The 2,674-nt window shown below is 60.8% G+C and carries 2 protein-coding genes and 1 pseudogene; 1 reads left to right on the top strand and 2 read right to left on the bottom strand.

The features are described 5' to 3' along the window. A pseudogene (locus BFP90_RS10825) lies at positions 1-195 on the bottom strand (energy transducer TonB); the annotation flags it as partial. Between the two features lie 2 nt (positions 196-197). Continuing rightward, positions 198-605 (bottom strand): ExbD/TolR family protein, encoded by a 408-nt coding sequence (locus tag BFP90_RS10830; RefSeq protein WP_065893676.1) that lies wholly within the window; start codon positions 603-605, stop codon positions 198-200. Between the two features lie 310 nt (positions 606-915). On the opposite strand from BFP90_RS10830, the gene BFP90_RS10835 reads away from it, so the two are divergent. Next, the gene (locus BFP90_RS10835; protein WP_065896654.1) at positions 916-2,490 is read left to right on the top strand and encodes an alkaline phosphatase D family protein; all 1,575 of its coding nucleotides are present in this window, start codon (positions 916-918) and stop codon (positions 2,488-2,490) included. Positions 2,491-2,674: the final 184 nt, after the last annotated feature.

Here is a 2,674-nt window from a genome sequence, read left to right on the forward strand (position 1 = left end):
TGGCGGCGCCTGTTCCACCACAGGCTGCGGGACCACCTCCGGCTCCGGCTCGACCAACGCCAGCTCGACCGCCGACTCGTCGTACACCGGCTCGACCTTCAAGGTCTGGGACTGGATACCCAGTGCAATCAGCACCAGCGCGACCAAGGCCGGGACACTGCCCAGCCACTGACGTACTCGAAACAGCAGGTACATGATCAGGACTTACGCGTGGCAATGGACACGGAGGTGAAGCCACCCAGGCGCAGGGTGTCCATCACTTCCACCAGGCGCGAAACCTCTACGCCTTTGTCGCTGTTGACGATGATCGTCGACTGGGTATCGGGCTTTTGCGCCGCCTTCAGCGCCGGCACCAGCGCGTCCACCGAGAGATCCTTGCCGTCCAGTTGCAACTGGCCTTCCAGGCCCAGGGTGAGGATGAATTTGTTCTGCGGTTTGAGCTGCTGTGAACTGCTGGCGCTGGGCAACTGAGTCTTCATGCCCAGGGCCGGAATCACGTTCAAGCTCACCAGTACGAAAAACACCAGGAGGAACATCATCACGTCGATCATCGGGATCAGTTCGATGTGCGCCTTGCGCTTCTTGGGTTCATCCCAGGTTCTCATTCCGTTACCCCGTTATTGAATTAGGGGCAACACGCGAGCAAGCAAAAATGACCGAATGGTTAACTTTAATTGACGATTTGAAAGCTCTAGGACGGGGCTTTCAGAAAACTTACCCGTCAGTTTTTGGGCGTAACGAAACTGACATCCGGGACGTACATGCTCGAAAAATTTATATCGAGAGTCGCCTACCCATGAGTCGTTTGTTATCGCATTTCTTTACCCCGAGTGTGCTCATGCAGGCGCGGGACGTGGCGCAATTCGAGAGATTTACTGTGCTTGAAAATGGGTGTGATGATCGCGAGCGCAGGTCATGAAGAGCGCAGTTGACGCTGATCGACGCCGGGTACTCGGCGGGCTGGCGATCGCTACGGCGTTTTCCATCCTCAGCCCGTTTGCGCGCAGTGCCGGGGTGGATTATCCGTTCACCCTCGGCGTAGCGTCCGGTGACCCATTGCCGGATGGCTTTGTGATATGGACGCGCCTGGCGCCGTTGTTCAATGCCGAGGACGGACGCGGTGGATTGCAGCGTGCGGTGCCGGTGCGCTGGCGGGTGGCCAGCGATGCGGCGATGACGCGGATTGTGCAACAGGGCGAGGTGATGGCGACCGGGCATTTTGCCCACTCGGTACATGTCGAGGTGGCGGGGTTGGCGACGGGCCGGCCGTACTGGTATCAGTTCGAGGGCCTTGGCGCGCAGAGTCCGATTGGTCAGGCACGCACCACGCCTGCGCGGCATGAGATGGCGTCCGCCCGGCTCGGGTTCGTCTCCTGTTCGCATTGGGAGCGCGGGTATTTCAGTGCCTACCGTCATCTCGCTGCCGAGCGCCCCGACCTGGTGTTTTTTCTCGGTGACTATATTTACGACAGCTCCTACGCGGCGGACTCCGGCAAAGTGTTTCGCGCCCACGGCAGCGGTAATGCGGTGAGCTTGAGCGACTACCGCAACCGCTACGCGCTGTACAAGACCGATCCCGATTTGCAGGCCCTGCACGCCGCCGCGCCGAGCGTGGCTACCTGGGACGACCATGAAGTGCAGAACGACTATGCCAACCGCTGGTCCCAGGACCCGAAAATTCCCGTGGCGCGGTTTCTCCAGCAACGGGCGGCGGCTTACCAGGCGTTCTACGAACATATGCCGTTGCGTGCGAGCAGCCGGCCGCAGGGCCCGGACATGCGCATTTACCGGCGCCTGGACTATGGGCGGCTCGCGCGCTTCCATGTGCTCGACGGCCGCCAGTACCGTTCCGAGCAGCCTTGCATCGCGGCCAATGGCAGCCACCAAGGACATATTGTCACCACCCCCTGCAGCGACTTGCGTGACCCCGCCCGCACCTTGCTCGGCTGGCAGCAGGAGGCCTGGCTGGACCAGGGCTTTGCCCAGTCCCGGGCGCAGTGGAATGTGATCGCCCAGGACTTGTTGGTGGCGCCGCTGATGCAGCGTGACCTGACTCATCACAAAGTCGGCCGCTGGACCGATGGCTGGGATGGCTATATGGCCAACCGCAAGCGAATGCTGGCGTCCATCCAGCGCAACCGCGTAAATAACCCGGTGTTCTGGGGCGGGGATATCCACTCTTTCTGGACCACGGACCTGCACGCCGATGCCAATGACCCGGACTCACTGGTTGTGGCGACTGAATTCGTCGGCTCGTCGGTGACCTCCGATGGCCCGCCCTATGAGGCCTTCACGAAAATCCTGCCGCTCAATCCCCATGTGAAGTTTTTTGACAGTCGCCAGCGTGGCTATGTGTCGGTGGAATTGGACGCGCGAAAGATGCTCACGCACTTTCGCGTGATCAGCGACCCACGCGACCCGGCAGCCACGGTCTCGACGTTGCAGTCGTTTGTGGTGGAGCCGGGCAGGGCGGGGGCGATGGCTGTGTAGCCTGGGCTCAAATGTGGGAGGGGGCTTGCCCCCGATGGCGGTGTATCAGTCGATACATTCAGTGACGACACAGCCTCATCGGGGCATAGGTAGCTACGCAACTCAGCAGCGCCTAACCGTAACCACGATGCGAAGCGAGCCGCTCTTGATCTTGATCTGCTTTTGATCTCAGGCGCCCCGTTAA

The sequence above is a fragment of the Pseudomonas sp. 24 E 13 genome, from assembly GCF_900004715.1.
GTDB classification, from domain to species: Bacteria; Pseudomonadota; Gammaproteobacteria; order Pseudomonadales; family Pseudomonadaceae; genus Aquipseudomonas; species Aquipseudomonas orientalis_A.